The sequence below is a fragment of the Comamonas granuli NBRC 101663 genome, assembly GCF_000739995.1.
In the GTDB taxonomy this organism is placed as follows: Bacteria; Pseudomonadota; Gammaproteobacteria; order Burkholderiales; family Burkholderiaceae_C; genus Simplicispira; species Simplicispira granuli.
Genome location: NZ_BBJX01000017.1, coordinates 1 through 14,618, shown reverse-complemented (window position 1 = coordinate 14,618; position 14,618 = coordinate 1). Strand labels below are relative to the sequence as shown.

General features: G+C 67.8%; 16 protein-coding genes and 1 tRNA gene. 3 read left to right on the top strand and 14 right to left on the bottom strand.

What is annotated here, in order from left to right:
- From CGR01S_RS14710 to cysS, 14 genes are all read right to left on the bottom strand, one after another.
- On the bottom strand, window positions 1-840 hold an 840-nt coding region (locus tag CGR01S_RS14710), incomplete at its 3' end, for a DUF3987 domain-containing protein (RefSeq protein WP_042428900.1).
- The gene (locus CGR01S_RS14705; RefSeq protein WP_245616817.1) at window positions 830-1,720 is read right to left on the bottom strand and encodes a toprim domain-containing protein; all 891 of its coding nucleotides are present in this window, start codon (window positions 1,718-1,720) and stop codon (window positions 830-832) included. The genes CGR01S_RS14705 and CGR01S_RS14710, both read right to left, overlap by 11 nt.
- Before the next feature lie 57 nt (window positions 1,721-1,777).
- On the bottom strand, window positions 1,778-2,062 hold the full coding sequence (locus CGR01S_RS14700) for a hypothetical protein (RefSeq protein ID WP_042428894.1): 285 nt from the start codon (window positions 2,060-2,062) through the stop codon (window positions 1,778-1,780).
- 5 nt (window positions 2,063-2,067) lie between these two features.
- Window positions 2,068-2,280 (bottom strand): helix-turn-helix transcriptional regulator, encoded by a 213-nt coding sequence (locus CGR01S_RS14695; RefSeq protein ID WP_042428891.1) that lies wholly within the window; start codon window positions 2,278-2,280, stop codon window positions 2,068-2,070.
- A 340-nt stretch (window positions 2,281-2,620) separates the two neighbouring features.
- A complete protein-coding gene (locus tag CGR01S_RS14690; protein ID WP_052382579.1) occupies window positions 2,621-3,169 on the bottom strand; it encodes a JAB domain-containing protein in 549 nt (182 codons plus the stop codon).
- Window positions 3,166-3,672 carry a hypothetical protein gene (locus CGR01S_RS14685; protein ID WP_042428889.1) on the bottom strand — a complete coding sequence of 169 codons (507 nt, stop codon included), beginning with the start codon at window positions 3,670-3,672 and terminating at the stop codon, window positions 3,166-3,168. The genes CGR01S_RS14690 and CGR01S_RS14685 overlap by 4 nt, the downstream gene beginning before the upstream one ends.
- Entirely contained in the window at window positions 3,669-3,896 is a 228-nt protein-coding gene (locus CGR01S_RS14680) for a hypothetical protein (protein ID WP_042428885.1), read from the bottom strand. The genes CGR01S_RS14685 and CGR01S_RS14680 overlap by 4 nt, the downstream gene beginning before the upstream one ends.
- A gap of 498 nt (window positions 3,897-4,394) precedes the next feature.
- On the bottom strand, window positions 4,395-5,609 hold the full coding sequence (locus tag CGR01S_RS14675) for a tyrosine-type recombinase/integrase (RefSeq protein WP_042428882.1): 1,215 nt from the start codon (window positions 5,607-5,609) through the stop codon (window positions 4,395-4,397).
- Between the two features lie 176 nt (window positions 5,610-5,785).
- Window positions 5,786-5,878: transfer RNA gene (locus CGR01S_RS14670), tRNA-Ser, on the bottom strand.
- Between the two features lie 40 nt (window positions 5,879-5,918).
- Window positions 5,919-7,187: an aspartate kinase gene (locus CGR01S_RS14665; RefSeq protein WP_042428880.1), complete on the bottom strand. Its 1,269-nt coding sequence runs from the start codon at window positions 7,185-7,187 to the stop codon at window positions 5,919-5,921.
- Between the two features lie 69 nt (window positions 7,188-7,256).
- Window positions 7,257-8,231 (bottom strand): tRNA lysidine(34) synthetase TilS, encoded by a 975-nt coding sequence (gene tilS, locus CGR01S_RS14660; RefSeq protein ID WP_042428879.1) that lies wholly within the window; start codon window positions 8,229-8,231, stop codon window positions 7,257-7,259.
- 172 nt (window positions 8,232-8,403) lie between these two features.
- On the bottom strand, window positions 8,404-9,381 hold the full coding sequence (locus CGR01S_RS14655) for an acetyl-CoA carboxylase carboxyltransferase subunit alpha (RefSeq protein WP_042428876.1): 978 nt from the start codon (window positions 9,379-9,381) through the stop codon (window positions 8,404-8,406).
- Window positions 9,382-9,567: 186 nt separating this feature from the next.
- A complete protein-coding gene (locus tag CGR01S_RS14650) occupies window positions 9,568-10,239 on the bottom strand; it encodes a DNA-3-methyladenine glycosylase family protein (RefSeq protein ID WP_439644752.1) in 672 nt (223 codons plus the stop codon).
- A 24-nt stretch (window positions 10,240-10,263) separates the two neighbouring features.
- A complete protein-coding gene (cysS, locus tag CGR01S_RS14645; protein WP_042428872.1) occupies window positions 10,264-11,640 on the bottom strand; it encodes a cysteine--tRNA ligase in 1,377 nt (458 codons plus the stop codon).
- Window positions 11,641-11,845: 205 nt separating this feature from the next.
- Here cysS and CGR01S_RS14640 point away from each other — a divergent pair, with 205 nt between their 5' ends.
- From CGR01S_RS14640 to CGR01S_RS14630, 3 genes are all read left to right on the top strand, one after another.
- Window positions 11,846-12,940: a L,D-transpeptidase Cds6 family protein gene (locus tag CGR01S_RS14640; RefSeq protein WP_042428869.1), complete on the top strand. Its 1,095-nt coding sequence runs from the start codon at window positions 11,846-11,848 to the stop codon at window positions 12,938-12,940.
- Between the two features lie 73 nt (window positions 12,941-13,013).
- A complete protein-coding gene (locus CGR01S_RS14635) occupies window positions 13,014-14,363 on the top strand; it encodes a L,D-transpeptidase family protein (RefSeq protein ID WP_084690726.1) in 1,350 nt (449 codons plus the stop codon).
- A partial coding sequence (locus tag CGR01S_RS14630; protein ID WP_042428903.1) for a peptidylprolyl isomerase occupies window positions 14,360-14,618 on the top strand: 259 nt, incomplete at its 3' end. The genes CGR01S_RS14635 and CGR01S_RS14630, both read left to right, overlap by 4 nt.

Here is a 14,618-nt window from a genome sequence, read left to right as displayed (position 1 = left end):
CGAAACGCGCTCCACGCGCACATCGCCGCCGGTGTAGGCCTGCAGCAGCACGTCCAGCGAAGGCCCGCCCGCGCCGCCGTAGTTGGACGATATGGCGTTCAGCAGCCCGCCTTCGTCGGACAGCGCCGCGCACCTCCCGCGCTGCTCAGTCAGCACGGTCTGCACGCGCTCCACGGTGCTCTCGTTGACGTAGGCGCGTGGCGGGTAGAGCTGCTCGGGCATGGCTGCCAGCTCCTCCTCGATCTGCTTGCGCAGGTGGTCGCGTTCCTCCTGGTTCTCTGCCTTGCCAGCCTGGGCTTGCAGGCGCTTTACGGTGGCCTCGGCAACGGCAATGCGGGCGTTGTTGCCCGCAATCTCGCGCCGCATGCGGTCACCGGCCCGCTTCTCCCATGCCTCCAATGGCGCCACCAGCGCGGCCTTGATAGCCGATTTGCGCGAGCCGCTCGGCGCAACCGTCAGGCTCCAAAATGATGTGGATTCGGTGTAGCCCTCATGCACCTGCACCACGTAGCGCCGCTGCGCGCAGGTGGCCACCACCGACAGCGCAAAGCCCACGGCCATGGCGGGCGGGGTCTGCGTGGCCTCGCACAGCGCTCCCACGTACTGCCCCAGCCAGCCGGGCAGCACATCAGCGGGTAACTCGGGCGGCACGGCACCGCCCACCATGGGAATGGGCCAGTCAGGCGCGGGCGCTGGGGCGGCGGCGCACGGCGCTGCTGGCCCCACAGGCGTGGCCTGGTCGATCTGCTCGCGCACCTCGTCCAGGCCCACCAGCACGGCCGCGTCGTTGAAGTCGGTCGGGTTGTCTTCTTGCAGCGGGGGGAAGGTTTCAGACACCATGTGCGCCCCTATCGAACCTGGGCACCGCCACAAAGCCACCCACGGCCCGCGCCGCCTCGGTGGCCTTGGTGACGCCCGGATTGCCGGGGGTCTGGCTATCGTCGTCAGCGGCGACAACGATGCGCACATGGGGAAACTTTGCACGCAGCGCCCGCGCCACTGGCAGCAAGTTGCCAGCGTTGAATGCGCAGGCCGTGGCCTCGCCCGTGGCCATGAACACCGTGGCAGCCGTGGCGAAGCCCTCAGCCAACAGCAAGCGATGGCCGGGCCTGCCCATGGCGTAGTAACAGCCCTGAATGCGCCCACCCGTCAGAAAGCGTTTGCTGCCATCGGCTTGGATGAACTGCAGCGTGTGCAGCACCCCGGCTGCATCGCGGGCTGGCACCAGCAATGCACCGTTGAGCTGGCGCACACCAAAGCCCCGGATTTGCTTGCGCTGCAGGTAGGGGTGTGCATCGTCTGCAAGCCGCGCCAGTCCCCACAGCTTTGCCGCCCTGGTGCGGGCCTGCTCATGCACCAGCACCTGTTCGGCCTCGCGTGCTGCCTGTGCATTCCGCATGACCTGTCGCAGTGCCTCACGCTCCTGGGGCGTGGGCGGCCTGTCGCGCGCCTCGCGCCAGTTGTGGGACTCGCCGGTTTTCCAAGACCCAAAGGCCCCGGCCAGGACGGGATGGCCGTGCAAAACGAACCAGCCGTTTTTGGAGCCAGGCTTGTCACCCCGCACCCGGTAGCGGTGCAGCTTGCCGTCTGGCGTCAAGTCAATGTCTCTGTGCGGCTCCAAGCCGACAGACTCCATGCGGGCAAGCATGGAAGCGAACTCCATGTAAGCCCTGCGCGTGTCATTGACAGGAACCGCTAGCCTGTCGATAATTTTTCCCATTCGTACCTCCTCGCCGCCTCGGTCCCGCAATGGCCCAGGCGGCTTTTCTTTGTCTGCTCACTCAGCCCCGGCGTTGTGGCCGGGAACAAAGCCAGCCTCAAGCTGTGACGGGTTGCCAGCCTCGGACCGTGCCAAGCATTCGCCCGTGACGGGATCGAACACACGCAGCACGCCGGGCCAATCCAGACGCACCAGCACCGGCTTGCTGCCAGGCCTGCGCATGGTCTTGCTCAGCCACGGCCTGGCTGTGCTGTGCATTTCCGCAAGGAGCGCAGCCTGGGCCAGGGTGCGGCGTGCGGCGGCCTCGGCTGCGGCCTGCGCCTTTTGGGTGGGGGTTTCCATCGTTGTCACTCCTGCGCGAGCTGCTGTTCGATCCACTCATCCACCTGGCGAGAACTCCAGCGCGTGCAGCGAACAGACAGCCGCTTGGGCGCCGGAAAGTCGCCGCGCCGCACAGCAGCCCATATCCAAGATGCACCGCGCCCGATACGGGCGCCAACCTGGCGCACATCCTCCAGCCTGGGCGGCTGCTGGTGTTGCGTGTGCATGTTCGATTCCATTGCATTACCTCCAAATGAAGATCTGCTCAGGTTGCCAATGGCGCTGTCCAAAATCTCAAAAAACGCTGGACTATTTGCGTCCCGATGTGCACATAGGCGGGCATCTGCAAACTGGCACCTGAACAAGACCGCACGGTATCGATGACGTTGTGCAAAATCTCAAAAAAACTGCACTATTTGCGTCCCGATGTGCACATAGGCGGGCATCTGCAAGCTGGCACCTGAACAAGACCGCACGGTATCGATGACGTTGTGCAAAGTCTCAAAAAACGCTGCACTATTTGCGCACCGTGTGCACGTTGACAGGCCTGCAACATGGCACGCCAGCCCAAGCCAACGCCTACATGAGCCCCTTTTCAGCCATGCTCAGTGCACCCGTGGCGCTCACGATCACATGGTCAAGAACCCGCACATCAACCAGCGCCAGGGCTTGTTTCAGGGTCAGGGTTAGGGCTTCATCGACCCGGCTGGGTGCAGTGCTCCCGCTGGGGTGGTTGTGCGCCAGCACCACCGCTGCAGCGCCGTGGCGCAGGGCGGCCAGCGCCACCTCGCGCGGGTAAACGCTGGCTTGCGTCAGGGTGCCCACGGCCATGCGCTCAAACGCAATAGCCCGGTGCTGGCTGTTGAGGAACAGCACGGCGAAGTGCTCGCGCGGCTCTGCCCCAAGCTGCAGGCGCAGGTAGTCCTTCACGGCCGTGGGGCTGTCGAACACCTCGCGGGCGGTCAGCAGGCCCCCAAGAATCTGCAGCGCTTTTTCTACGGTGGCCCGCTCGCGCGCGCGCAGCGTGCGCCTGAAACCGTCTGATGTGTTGACAAGGCCATATTCAGGCACGGCCTCGCCCGCTTTGGGTGGGCGCAAGGGCCTGGGTTTGCGGGGGGTGGTGCTCATTGCCTAGCCCTCCCGGCGGGGTGACCAGCGGCATACAGGGCATGCAAAAGCTCACGCTGCACAGCCAGCCAGTCGGGCGCGGTGGCGAAGTCCTCGGGGTTCGCCTTGGTGAAGGCAAAGTGGATCGTGGCGCTTGCCGTCACTGCGGCCTGCGCCAGCGCCTTTGCAGCGTCAGGGTCGGTCAGCCGGGTGCAGTAGCGCCAGGCATCGCCCAGCGCAAACGCGGGTTGCTGCGCATCGGCGCAGGGCACAAGCTGGCCCGCCTGGTTGACGCCGACGTCCCGGCCTGCGGCCTCCAGTTCGTCAATCAGGCGCAGGGTGTCGTCCCGCCAGGCATCGGCCGCAGACTCTGCGCGGTCAAGCGCACATTCCAGGGCATCAATGCGGGCGTGGGCTGCCTCTATCTCGCCGCAAAGGCTTGCAGCCAGTTCGCGCAGGTGTCCCAGTTCCCAGCGTTCCAGGCGCTTGCGCAGGGTGGCAATGGTTTGGGCGGGGGTGCTCATGCTGCGCCCCCCTGCCCCATGGCATCCAGGCGCCGCAGCGCCGCCAGGGCCTGCACGGCCTTGCGCGATGCGCCGGGCACGTTGCCTGCCGGTTGCCGCAGGTAGTGCAGCGCCATGGCCAGGGCGTTGTGCGCCTCGGCATGCAGTTGGATGGGGTCGGGGGTGCCCGTTGCGGGCGTTGTGGGCGCAGCGCGGCGGCTGGCCAGGTGGATCACCATGGACATGGTTTCATGCTCCTTACTGAGACTGAAACCACCTGTGCCGTTTTGAAGCAGCAGCAGGCGGAGCGTGGTGGTTCAAAACACGGAGTAAGCCGTGCGCCAGGTGTTACCACTCTGGCCCACCACGCCCCAAAACCAAGAAACACGGCGGAGTGCCGTATTTGCTGAAATCCAGACGTGACAAAACCTCACTGACGGGGAGGTTGCACCGCTTACTCAAAGGTGTTTTGAAGCACCGGCCCCTTTCGGGGTTGCGCGGATTATGGCATGGGGTGGGCGGGTGGTGTCAAGCGGAAATGTCCGGGCACCGGACATTTACAGCCCGCGTGCGTGCGAGAGGAACTCCGCCGGTTGCGACGTGTGACCGGCGGCGTCTGTGCGCCCCACGCGCGCGCGGGAGGAGCTGGGTTGATTGCGGTCGGTAGCTTCGACCGCAAGTGCGCCCCACGCGCGCGGGAGGAACATGTGCGGTCGTAGGCTTAGACCGCACATGTCCCACGCCTACGCCCGCAACGGCACCACGTCCGCGCCCCGGCGCAGCTTGTCCAGGTGGTTGGCCCAATCGCACATCATCGCGCGCCGCTCTTTCAGGTACAGAGCATGGTTGTAGGCCGCGCTCACTTCGTTGCGCTCCTGGTGCGCCAGTTGCAGCTCGATAGCGTGGTGGGCAAAGCCCTGCTCATGCAAGATGGTGGAAGCCACCCCACGGAATCCGTGGCCCGTCATGCGGCCCTTGAAACCCATGCGCCCCAAGGCCATCAGTATGGTGTTGTTGCTCATGGGCTTGCTGTGGTCGCGCTCGCCAGGGAACAGCAGTTCGCGCCCACCAGAGAGCGTTTGCAGCACGCGCAACACCTCCACGGCCTGGGGGGACAGCGGCACGATGTGAGGGGTTTTCATCTTCATGCGCGCGGCCGGAATGCGCCACTCTGCGGCCTCCAGGTGGAACTCTGCCCAGCGGGCGCCGATCAGCTCCGACGTGCGGACGAACGTCAGTGCCATCAACTGCATGGCCAGGCGGGTGTAGGGGCCGCCCTGGTATGCCTCGATCTTGCGCAGCAGCTCGGGCAGCTCCTTTTCCTCGATCCGTGGGTAATGCTCCTTCTTGCGGCTCTTGAGGGTGTCGCTGGGTTTCACATCGGCGGCGGGGTTCCGCTCGATCAGATCATGGGCCACAGCAAAGCGCATGATCTGGCCCGCCATCTGCAAAACCCGGTGCGCCAGGTCAAGGGCGCCACGGTCTTGCACGGCCTTGGCCATGCGCGTGAGGTCTTTGGCGGTCAGGCTGGCGATGGGCCGCGCCCCCAGCATAGGGAAGGCGTCGGACTCCAGGCGCCTGATGGCGTAGTCAGCATGGCGCGGGCTTTTCCCATCCTTCCAGTGCGCCCACCATTGCCGGGCCACCTCCTCAAAGGTGTTGCCCAGATTGAAGGCGCGCGCCAGTTTGGCCTCGCGCCTGGCCTGGCCAGGGTCGCCGCCCCCTTTCAGCATCTTGCGGGCATCGTCGCGCCCGTCCCTGGCCTGCGCCAGGCTTACCTCGGGATAGACGCCCAAGGCCAGGCGCGTTTCCTTGGTGCCGATGCGGTACTTCCAAAACCAATACTTGCCGCCCCCTGCGGTCACTTCCAGATAGAGGTTTTTTTCGTCACTGAGGCGAACCCGCTTTCGATCCGGCGGGCAGATGGCCTTCTTGCATTGAAGCTCTGTTAGGGGCATTTTGGGGGCAAATTTTTGGGGGCATCGGAAAATCCCGATTTATGCCCCCAATGATGCCCCCAAAAAATCGCGGCTTCAACAGGACGCATCTGGACGGTACAGGACGAAAAAAACCCCGCTGGTCAATGACTTAGCGGGGTTTTTTGGATGGTACCGGACGGTACCGGATGCATTTCTGGCGGAGACGGAGGGATTCGAACCCTCGATGAGGCTCTACACCCCATACTCCCTTAGCAGGGGAGCACCTTCGGCCACTCGGTCACGTCTCCAGGCAATCCGCGTATTATGCCTCAAGTTCGAGGCCGGTTTTCACTCGGCGGGCTTGTCCAGGCCAAACACCGTGTGCAGGGAGCGCACGGCCAGCTCGAGGTACTTCTCGTCGATCACGACGGAGGTCTTGATCTCGGAGGTGGAGATCATCTGGATGTTGATGCCCTCTTCACTGAGCGTGCGGAACATGGTGCTGGCCACGCCCACGTGGCTGCGCATGCCGATGCCGACGATGCTCACCTTGCAGATCTTCGTGTCGCCCACCACTTCCTGTGCGCCCAGCGCGGGGACGACCTTCTCCTTGAGCAGGTCCAGGGTGCGCGCGTAGTCGTTGCGGCTGACGGTGAAGCTGAAGTCGGTCTTGCCGTCCTTGCTCAGGTTCTGGATGATGACATCGACCTCGATGTTCGCATCGGCCACGGGGCCCAGGATGCGGTAGGCCACGCCGGGGGTGTCGGGCACGCCGAGCACGGAGATCTTGGCTTCATCGCGGCTGAAGGCGATGCCGGATACGACGGCTTGTTCCATTTTTTCGTCTTCCTCAAAAGTGATCAAGGTGCCGGAGGCGGCCTCTTCGTTGATGTCGATGTCCGGGGGCGTGAAGCTCGAGAGCACGCGCACGGGCACGCGGTACTTGCCAGCGAACTCCACCGAGCGGATCTGCAGCACCTTGCTGCCCAGGCTGGCCATCTCCAGCATTTCCTCGAAGCTCACCGTCGCCAGGCGGCGGGCGGCGGGCGCCACGCGCGGGTCGGTGGTGTAGACGCCGTCGACATCGGTATAGATCAGGCACTCGTCGGCCTTGAGGGCGGCCGCCACGGCCACGGCCGAGGTGTCGGAGCCGCCGCGGCCCAGGGTGGTGATGTTGCCGCCGTCGTCCATGCCCTGGAAGCCCGTGATGATCACGACCTTGCCGGCGTCGAGGTCGGCGCGCACGCGCTGGTCATCGATGGACTCGATGCGCGCCTTGGTGTAGCTGCTGTCGGTGCGGATGGGCACCTGCCAGCCGGCATAGCTCACGGCCGGCACGCCCTCGGCCTGCAGGGCAATGGCCAGCAGCGCCGAGGAGGCCTGCTCGCCCGTGGCGGCCAGCATGTCCTGCTCGCGGTGGAAGTCCTGGCTGGGGCGCGCGGGAGCGAGTTCCTTGGCCAGGGCCAGCAGGCGGTTGGTCTCGCCGCTCATGGCGCTGGGCACCACGACCATCTGGCGCCCGGAACGTGCCCATTTGGCCACGCGCTTGGCGACGTTGCGGATGCGCTCGGGCGAGCCCATAGAGGTGCCGCCGTACTTGTGAACGATCAATGGCATGGGATAGCTTGTGACGCAAGCCGGTACGTGCGGCGCGGGGGTGGACGGTGTTTTGCAGGCGCCGCCGGCTTACGTGCTTGTGGGGGTCAAAACCGCGGAATTGTACCAATGCAGCTCCCCTTGCCTGCACTGCACAAAACCCCGGCCCACGCGCAGGTGGATCTGGTGGCCGCGCGTGCGGCACGCCGCGATCTGCCGCTGCAGGGCCTGCAACTGCGCTGTGCTGGGCGTGGTGGCGTGCTGCGTGCGCAGCCAGTGGCGCAGCACATTGGCCTGGCGCGCCGGGCTCAGCGCCTGTAGCGCCGCGACCCGCGGGGGGGTGCCTACGCGCACCAGATCCTCCGCGGCCAGCTCCTGCAGCAGCGCGCTGGCCTGGGCCGCATGCGCGGCGCTGCGCGCAAAGGTCGCGCGAAACTGCGGCAGCGCGGCCTGCAGCGCCGGCAGCAGGCGGCTGCGGATGCGGTTGCGCGTGTAGCGCTCGTCGCGGTTGCTCGGGTCTTCGACCCAGGTCTCGCCGCGCGCCTGCAGCCAGGCGCGCACGTCCGGGCCCGGCACGCGCAGCAGGGGCCGGTGCCAGTCCAGCCCGGCACGCCGCCAGTGCATGGGCATGGCGGCCAGCCCGGCCACGCCCGCACCGCGCGAGAGCGCCAGCAGCAGCGTTTCCACCTGGTCGTCGGCATGCTGCGCCAATGCTATGGATTGAATAGCTGCTTGCGCTTGACTGGCAAGGGCTGCAACCTCAAAAGCCTTGTAACGCGCCTGGCGCGCGGCGTCTTCCGGGCTTTGGCCGGGCGCGGCGCGTGCATCGACGCGCTGCACGGTCAGGGGCACCTGCAGGCGCGCGCACAGGGCCCTGCAATGCTGCTCGAAGCCGTCGGCTGCGGCCTGCAGGCCATGGTGCACATGGATGGCCTGCACCTGCCCGGGCCAGCGCTCGGCGCAGGCCAGCAGCAGCGCGGTGGAGTCGGCGCCGCCGCTCAGGCCCACGGCCAGGGGCAGCGCGGGCTGGAAGGCGCGCAGCGCCGCGTCAAAGCATTGCGTCATGCGGGGAGCGGAGCCAGGGGCACATGGGCCGGATTATCGCGGCCCGGCGGGCGCGTCCGCCGCGGGACGCGGGCAGGCGGCGGTCCTTGGGCGCGCGGATGGGCGGCAACACGCCCCCGTCAAAAAAGCCACGGCCCCGTGCCGGGGCCGTGGACGGGCGGCGCGCGCCGCGTCAGCGGGCGTCGGCCTTGGTGTCGGTGAAACGCCCGTAGCCCTGCAGGCGCTCGTAGCGGCGCTCGAGCAGGTCCTTGACCTTGAGGTCCACCACCTGGCGGAAGGCGTCGCCCAGGGCGCGCTTGAGCAGCGCGGCCATCTGCTTGGGGTCGCGGTGGGCGCCGCCCACGGGCTCATTGACGATCTTGTCCACCAGGCCCAGGGCCTTCAAGCGGTGCGCCGTGATGCCCAGGGCCTCGGCGGCCTCCTGGGCCTTGTCGCTGGTCTTCCAGAGGATGGAGGCGCAGCCCTCGGGGCTGATGACGGAGTACACGGAGTACTGCAGCATCAGCACCTGGTCGGCCACGGAGAGCGCCAGCGCGCCGCCCGAGCCGCCCTCGCCGATGATGGTGGTGATGATGGGCACTTCGAGCTGCGCCATCTCGTAGATGTTGCGGCCGATGGCCTCGGACTGGCCGCGCTCCTCGGCGTCGATGCCGGGGAAGGCGCCAGGCGTGTCCACGAAGGTGAACACGGGCAGCTTGAACTTCTCGGCCGTCTTCATCAGGCGCAGCGCCTTGCGGTAGCCCTCGGGGCGCGTCATGCCGAAGTTGCGCAGCGCGCGCTCCTTGGTGTCGCGCCCTTTCTGGTGGCCCAGCACCATGCAGGCATGGCCGTTGAAGCGCGCCAGGCCGCCGACGATGGACTGGTCGTCGGCAAAGTGCCGGTCGCCGTGCAGTTCGACGAAGTCGGTGAACAGCTCGCGCACATAGTCCAGCGTGTAGGGGCGCTCGGCGTGGCGCGCGATCTTGGTGATCTGCCAGGGCGTGAGGCTGGAATAAATGTCCTTGGTGAGCTGCTGGCTCTTCTTGCTGAGCTGCTCGATCTCATCGGAAATGTCGACCGCGCTCTCGTTCTGCACGTAGCGCAGTTCCTCGATCTTGGTTTCGAGCTCCGCGATCGGGGACTCGAAGTCCAGAAAGGTCTTTTTCGCCAAGATGGTTCTCCTCTTGTCTTTCAGATATCCATGCGCTGCGCGCTACGGGTAAAACCGGCGCGGCCCAAGCCAGGGCTTCCGCGCAAGGGCCGCCCCGCAGCGCCGGGAGCGTCCCCCTGCCCGCAGCGCACAGCGCTGCGCGAGCGGGGGGAAGGCGCCGAAGGCGACTCAGGGGGGTGTTTCACTTCAATACGTCACCGGCAGCGGGTCCAGCGAACGCCAAATATACCAAGTGGCCACGCTGCACCAGGGCTGCCAGGCCTGGGCCACCTCGCGCGCATCGCTGCGGCTGACGGGGTCGCCCGAAAAATAGTTGTGGCTGATGCCATTGATCAGCCCCACATCGTCCAGCGGCAGCACATTGGGGCGCAGCAGGTGGAAGATGAGGAACATCTCCGCCGTCCAGCGGCCGATGCCGCGGATGGCCACCAGCTCGCCGATGATGGCCTCGTCGTCCATGCCGTGCCAGCCCTCCACGTGCAGCTTGCCGGCGTCGAAATGCAGGGCCAGGTCCACCAGGTACTCGACCTTGCGCGCCGACAGGCCCGCGGCGCGCATGTCGTCGATCTTGAGCTTGAGCACGGCCTGGGGCGTCATGGCGGGCGGCAGCGCAGCAAAGCGGTCCCACACGGTCTGCGCGGCCTTGACCGAGATTTGCTGGCCCACGATGCTGCGCGCCAGCGTGCCGAAGGCGTCGCCGCGCGACTGCAGCATGGCGTCGCCGTACTGCGGGATCAGGCGCTTCATCACCCGGTCCTTCTTCATGAGCTGCTTGCACGCCTGCGTCCAGTAGCCAGGCGAGGCGGCGCCGGTTGCTATGGTCTTAGTAGCTGACACCGCTTCCCCCACGGGCGTCAGAGGCCGATTTCATTGCAAAAACAATCACTGCACCGCTTCCCAGGTCGTGCCCGCAGGCGAGTCCTTGAGGGCAATGCCCTGCTCCAGCAGCGCCTGGCGGATGCGGTCGGCCTCGGCGTAGTTCTTGGCGGCCTTGGCGGCGGCGCGCGCCGCGATCTGCGCGGCGATCTGCGCCTCGTCCAAGGTGGAGCCCGCCTGCAGAAAGGCCTGCGGGTCGCCCTGCAGCAGGCCCAGGCAGCCGCCCAGGGCCTTGAGCAGGCCGGCAGCCTGCGCCGAACGGCTGCGGTTGACCTCGCCGGCCAGCTCGAACAGCACGGCCACGGCCTCGGGCGTGCCGAAGTCCTCGTCCATGGCTGCCTGGAAGCGCGCGGCATGGGGCTCCTGCCAGTCGATGGCGGCCTCGGCGGGCGCGACGAGCGCGAGCGCGGTGTACAGGCGCTTGAGCGCGGCGCGGGCGTCGTCCAGGTGCATGTCGCTGTAGTTCAGCGGGCTGCGGTAGTGGCTGCGCACGACGAAGAAGCGTACCGTCTCGGCGTCGTACTCCTTGAGCACGTCGCGGATGGTGAAGAAGTTGCCCAGGCTCTTGGACATCTTCTCGTTGTCCACGTTGATGAAGCCGTTGTGCATCCAGAAGCGCGCGAACGGCTGGCCGTTGGCGCCTTCGCTCTGGGCGATCTCGTTCTCGTGGTGCGGGAACTGCAGGTCGGCGCCGCCGCCGTGGATGTCGAAGCTTTGCCCCAGCAGCTCGCAGCCCATGGCCGAGCATTCGATGTGCCAGCCCGGGCGGCCCTCGCCCCAGCGGCTGGGCCATTTGACCTCGGCGGGTTCGGTGGGCTTGGCGCTCTTCCAGAGCACGAAGTCGAGCGGATCGTCCTTGCCCTCCTGCACGGCCACGCGCTCGCCGGCCTGCAGCTCGTCGAGCGACTTGCCCGAGAGCTTGCCGTAGCCGGGGAACTTGCGCACGGCGTAGTTCACGTCGCCGTTGCCGGCCTGGTAGGCCAGGCCCTTGCCTTCGAGCTGGCCGATCATGGCCAGCATCTGCGGCACGTATTCGGTGGCCCGCGGCTCGTGGTCCGGGCGCTGGATGCCCAGGGCGTCGGCATCCTGGTGCAGCGCGGCGATCATGCGGTCGGTCAGGCTGCGGATGGTCTCGCCGTTGTGCACGGCGCGCTGGATGATCTTGTCGTCGATGTCGGTGATGTTGCGCACGTAGGTCACGCGGTAGCCGCTGGCGCGCAGCCAGCGCTGCACCACGTCGAAGGCCACCATGGAGCGCGCATGGCCCAGGTGGCACAGGTCGTACACGGTCATGCCGCAGACATACATGCGCACATGGCCGGGTTCGAGCGGGGAAAACTCCTCCAGGGCACGCGACAGCGTGTTGTAGATGCGCAGGCTCATGGGAATGGGTGTCAGGAAACAGGGGAGGGAGAGGCCGCGGCGCCAGGCTCGCGGTTCGCAGGCGCGCAGGCCGTTACGGCAGGCCAGCGGCCATGGGCCGTCACCGGCGGCAACAGGGCGCGTGCACGGGACCCCCTCAGCTACAATCCGCCGGAGTATAAGCCCGGCCCGGGCCAGGGCCCCCTCCCACCCCCATTGCCTGCCCATGAAGCAAGTCCGCCGCACCCTCCCCCGATTCCTGCGCCTGGTCGCCCTGGCAGTCTGGCTGGGAGCCGGTCTGGCCCAGGCCAACGACTATGGCGAAATCACCCAGTTGCTCAAGGCGGGCAAGCCCGCCGATGCCCTGGCCAAGGCCGACCAGCGCCTGGCCGAGACCCCGCGCGACCCGCAACTGCGCTTTCTGCGCGGCGTGGCCCAGGCCGACGCCGGCAAGCAGAACGAGGCCATCGTCACCTTCACCAAGCTGACCGAGGAATACCCCGAGCTGCCCGAGCCCTACAACAACCTGGCCGTGCTCTATGCCGGCCAGAACCAGCTCGACAAGTCGCGCGCGGCGCTGGAGATGGCCATCCGCACCAACCCCAGCTATGCCACGGCGCACGAGAACCTGGGCGACATCTACGCCAAGCTCGCCAGCCAGGCCTACAGCAAGGCGCTGCAGCTCGACGCCAGCACGGCCAACTCGGTCAAGCCCAAGCTGGCCATGATCCGCAGCCTGTTCACCCCCGAGGCCGCACGCGGCAGCGCCCGCCCGGCGCCCGCTGCCGTCACCGCTGCGGCCCCCGCGGCCCCGGCAGTGCCCGCCGCACCCGCAGCCAGTGCCAAGCCTGCCGCCCCTGCCGTGGCCACCCCGCCCCCCGCCGCCGCGCCAGCACCTGCCCCGGCGCCGGCCGTGGCGGCAGCGCCCGCACCGGCTCCGGCAGCCACCCCCGCCCCGGCCAAGGCCGACGAGGGCGACACCGCCGTGCGCGACGTGACCGCCGCCGTCCAGGCCTGGGCCGCGGCCTGGGCCGCCAAGGACATGAAGGCCTACCTGTCCGCCTACGCCAAGGACTTCGACCCGCCCGGCCGCCAAAGCCGCGCCGCCTGGGAGAAGGAGCGCGAGGCGCGCATCGTGGGCAAGTCGCGCATCAGCGTCAAGCTGTCGGACCTGCAGGTCAGCGTGAGCGGCAGCAAGGCCACCGTACGCTTTCACCAGGCCTACAGCGCCGATGCGCTGAACGTCTCGAGCCGCAAGACGCTCGACCTGGTCCAGCACCAGGGCCGCTGGACCATCGTGCGCGAATCCACCGGCGGCTGATGGCCTGCGTGTGCGCCCTCTCCCCGGCCGTGCTCCGGGTACATTGCCCATGGTGAGGCGGCACATGCGGCGTATGCCCTCCTGCCCCCGTGCGCTGGCGGCGCTGCTGGCCCTGGCCGGCACGCTGCTGTGGCCGCCCGCGCCGGCCCAGGCCGCCGGCAAGCCCCCGGCGCCGCGCGCCAGCCAGGCCGCCAGCGCCGCCCCCGCGCAGGGGTCGCAGCGCAGCGCCGGGCGCCCCAAGGCCAGACAGGCCGCGCGCGACAAGACCGGCGCCAAGGCACGCCCTCCCGCACCGCTGCCCCCGCTGCGCGACGGCCAGGCCGAGGAACGGCTGCTGCAGGTGCTGGAACTCACGCGCAAGGGCCAGTCGCGCGAGGCCCTGGCCCAGGCCGAGCGCCTGGTGCGCGACTACCCGCATTTCCAGTTGGCCCAGCTCGCCCTGGGCGACATGCTGGCGGCGCGCACGCGCCCGGTGCAGCAGCCCGGCGACGTGCCCGCCCCCCTCGGCGCGCAGGCCGGCGCCACACTGCAGGAGCTGCGCACCGAGCTGCACCGGCGCGTGCAGGCGCGCGGCAACCCGCCGCAGCGCGGCAGCATTCCGGCGCAGTTCCTGGAGCTGGCGCCGCGCTACCGCCACGCCATTGCCGTGGACGCCGAGCGCTCGCGCCTGTACCTGTTCGAGAACACGGCGCAGGGCCTGCGCCTGGTGGCCGACTACTACGCCTCGGTAGGCAAGCTCGGCATCGAAAAGGCCGTCGAGGGCGACCAGCGCACGCCCCTGGGCGTGTACTTCATCACCAGCCGCCTCGACCCGGCGACGCTGCGTGACTTCTACGGCGCAGGCGCCCTGCCGCTCAACTACCCCAACCCGCTGGACCAGGTGCGCGGCAAGACCGGCAGCGGCATCTGGCTGCACGGCACGCCGCCCGACCAGTTCTCGCGCGCCCCCCAGGCCACCGACGGCTGCGTGGCCCTGGCCAACCCGGACTTCGAGCGCCTGCTGCGCACCGTGGAGCCGCGCACCACGCCCGTGGTCATCGCGCGCGCGCTCGACTGGGTGGCGCCGCACAGCATGCAGGCCGAGCGCAAGGCCTTTGACGCCGTGCTCGACGGCTGGCGCCACGCCAAGTCGGCCGCGGACATGCAGCGCCTCATGGCCTATTACGCCCCCGACTTCCAGGGCCAGCGCAAGGCCAGCCTGGCCCAGTGGGCCACCACCCTGCACGCCGAGGCGCACGCGCTGCAAGGCCGCTCCGTGGAGCTCAAGGACCTGGCCATCCTGCGCTGGTCCGACAGCCTGGACACCATGGTCGTCACCTTCGGCGAAGTGGCCGCAGGCGCACGCACCGGCCCCATCAAGCGCCAGTTCTGGGCCCGCCGGGGCAAGCACTGGCAGATCATTTATGAAGGAGTGATTGGATGATTTCCAGAAGAAATACGGTCCTGGCGCTTACTGGCATTGCGCTGGCAGCTACATTTTCTATAGCACATGCCCAGAATGCCCCGAAGGTGAAGCTCGCCACCAGCATGGGCGACATCGTCGTGCAGCTCGACCCCGCCAAGGCCCCCAAGACGGCGGAGAACTTCCTGCGGTACGTGGCCGACAAGCACTATGACGGCACCGTGTTCCACCGCGTGATCAACAACTTCATGATCCAGGGCGGCGGCCTCACGGCCG

Excerpts from the sequence above, each read along its gene's own strand:
- CGR01S_RS14705 (WP_245616817.1), bottom strand. The coding sequence starts at position 1,720 with ATGGGAAAAATTATCGACAGGCTAGCGGTTCCTGTCAATGACACGCGC.
- CGR01S_RS14700 (WP_042428894.1), bottom strand. The coding sequence starts at position 2,062 with ATGGAAACCCCCACCCAAAAGGCGCAGGCCGCAGCCGAGGCCGCCGCA.
- CGR01S_RS14695 (WP_042428891.1), bottom strand. The coding sequence starts at position 2,280 with ATGGAATCGAACATGCACACGCAACACCAGCAGCCGCCCAGGCTGGAG.
- CGR01S_RS14690 (WP_052382579.1), bottom strand. The coding sequence starts at position 3,169 with ATGAGCACCACCCCCCGCAAACCCAGGCCCTTGCGCCCACCCAAAGCG.
- CGR01S_RS14685 (WP_042428889.1), bottom strand. The coding sequence starts at position 3,672 with ATGAGCACCCCCGCCCAAACCATTGCCACCCTGCGCAAGCGCCTGGAA.
- CGR01S_RS14680 (WP_042428885.1), bottom strand. The coding sequence starts at position 3,896 with ATGTCCATGGTGATCCACCTGGCCAGCCGCCGCGCTGCGCCCACAACG.
- CGR01S_RS14675 (WP_042428882.1), bottom strand. The coding sequence starts at position 5,609 with ATGCCCCTAACAGAGCTTCAATGCAAGAAGGCCATCTGCCCGCCGGAT.
- CGR01S_RS14665 (WP_042428880.1), bottom strand. The coding sequence starts at position 7,187 with ATGCCATTGATCGTTCACAAGTACGGCGGCACCTCTATGGGCTCGCCC.
- tilS (WP_042428879.1), bottom strand. The coding sequence starts at position 8,231 with ATGACGCAATGCTTTGACGCGGCGCTGCGCGCCTTCCAGCCCGCGCTG.
- cysS (WP_042428872.1), bottom strand. The coding sequence starts at position 11,640 with ATGAGCCTGCGCATCTACAACACGCTGTCGCGTGCCCTGGAGGAGTTT.
- CGR01S_RS14640 (WP_042428869.1), top strand. The coding sequence starts at position 11,846 with ATGAAGCAAGTCCGCCGCACCCTCCCCCGATTCCTGCGCCTGGTCGCC.
- CGR01S_RS14635 (WP_084690726.1), top strand. The coding sequence starts at position 13,014 with ATGCCCTCCTGCCCCCGTGCGCTGGCGGCGCTGCTGGCCCTGGCCGGC.